Source organism: Ruegeria sp. CF4 (genome assembly GCF_056537345.1).
Genome location: NZ_JBQFRJ010000025.1, coordinates 1 through 1,884, shown reverse-complemented (window position 1 = coordinate 1,884; position 1,884 = coordinate 1). Strand labels below are relative to the sequence as shown.

The 1,884-nt window shown below is 58.6% G+C and carries 2 protein-coding genes and 1 pseudogene; all 3 read left to right on the top strand.

Features of this window, described 5'->3' with window-relative positions; genetic code table 11:
* Positions 1-834, top strand: an 834-nt coding sequence (gene sucC, locus ACR0NF_RS21720; protein ID WP_480778946.1) for an ADP-forming succinate--CoA ligase subunit beta, incomplete at its 5' end; no start/stop codon positions are given.
* Positions 834-1,724: a succinate--CoA ligase subunit alpha gene (gene sucD, locus ACR0NF_RS21715; RefSeq protein ID WP_480667893.1), complete on the top strand. Its 891-nt coding sequence runs from the start codon at positions 834-836 to the stop codon at positions 1,722-1,724. The genes sucC and sucD, both read left to right, overlap by 1 nt.
* A pseudogene (locus tag ACR0NF_RS21710) lies at positions 1,724-1,884 on the top strand (D-glycerate dehydrogenase); the annotation flags it as partial. The gene sucD and the pseudogene ACR0NF_RS21710, both read left to right, overlap by 1 nt.

The following is a 1,884-nucleotide window of genomic DNA, read 5'->3' as shown; positions in this document are numbered from 1 at the left end:
ATGATCGTCGCCTCGTCGGAAGGTGGAATGGAAATTGAAGAGATTTCCGCCGAACGCCCTGACAGCATCGTGCGCTCGATCGTGGAGCCCGCCGTTGGGTTGCAGGAATTCCAGGCCCGCGAGATTGCTTTCAATCTGGGCCTTGAACCCCGTCTTGTGCAGCACATGGTTCGCACGTTGCAGGGTTGCTATGCCGCCTTCAGTGAGCTGGACGCGACCATGGTCGAGATTAACCCGCTGGTCGTCACTGGCGACGATCGGGTTCTGGCGCTGGATGCGAAGATGAGCTTTGACGACAACGCATTGTTCCGTCACCCCCAGATTTCCGAATTGCGCGACAAAAGTCAGGAAGACCCGCGCGAAAGCCGTGCGGCGGACCGGGGGCTGTCTTATGTGGGCCTTGAAGGCAATATCGGCTGCATCGTGAACGGTGCAGGTCTGGCCATGGCCACGATGGACACCATCAAGCTGGCGGGCGGCGAGCCTGCGAACTTCCTCGACATTGGCGGCGGCGCCTCGCCTGAACGTGTGGCCAAGGCATTCCGGCTGGTTCTGTCGGATGACAATGTTCAGGCGGTGTTGGTAAACATTTTTGCCGGTATCAACCGCTGCGACTGGGTCGCCGAAGGCGTCGTACAGGCGTTGCGCGAGTTGGAGATCAACATCCCTGTCATTGTGCGACTTGCCGGGACCAACGTTGAAGAGGGTCAGAAGATCCTCGCCAAATCCGGCCTGCCGATCATCAGAGCCACTACGCTGATGGAAGCCGCTGAACGGGCGGTGGGCGCATGGCAGAACGATCTGACCCAAAACACCAAGGTGAGGGCTGTATAATGAGCATTCTTCTCGACCGCGACTCTCGCGTAATCGTTCAGGGCATCACCGGACGCATGGCGCGCTTTCATACCAAGGATATGCTGGAATATGGCACCAATGTAGTCGCCGGCGTCGTTCCCGGAAAAGGTGGCGAAACCGTCGAAGGTGTGCCCGTCTTTGACACCGTCAAGCAGGCTGTTGAAGCCACCGGCGCGGATGCGAGCCTTGTGTTTGTCCCGCCCCCGTTTGCAGCGGATTCGATCATGGAAGCCGCAGATGCGGGTATCCGCTATTGCGTTTGCATCACCGACGGCATTCCGGCCCAGGATATGATCCGCGTCAAACGCTACATGTATCGCTATCCAAAGGACAAGCGTATGGTGCTGACCGGCCCGAACTGTGCCGGAACGATCAGCCCCGGCAAAGCTCTGTTGGGGATCATGCCTGGGCATATCTACCTACCCGGCAATGTCGGCATCATTGGCCGCTCGGGGACGCTTGGCTATGAGGCTGCGGCGCAGTTGAAAGAGCGCGGTATCGGAGTTTCGACCAGCGTCGGCATCGGGGGTGATCCGATCAACGGTTCCTCGTTCCGTGACATTCTCGAACGCTTTGAGTGGGATGAGGATACAGAGGTTATTGCCATGATTGGCGAAATCGGTGGGCCACAAGAGGCTGAGGCGGCTGAATATATCCGCGATCACATCACCAAACCCGTCATTGCCTATGTTGCGGGTCTGACCGCGCCAAAAGGACGGACCATGGGCCACGCCGGCGCGATTATCTCGGCTTTCGGTGAAAGCGCATCGGAAAAGGTCGAGATTCTGTCCGCCGCCGGTGTGACCGTCGCCGAAAACCCTGCCGTCATCGGTGAAACGATTGCCCGTGTCATGGGAAAGGCTGCGTGATGGTTAAGCCTTCGGTTCTTGTCACCCGTCGTTGGCCTGCTGCGGTCGAAGCGCAGTTGACCGAGAACTACAACGCCGTGCTCAATACCGGGGACAAACCAATGTCCCCGGCCGAAATCCGCGATGCTCTGAAACTCTATGACGCTGTTCTGCCCACGGT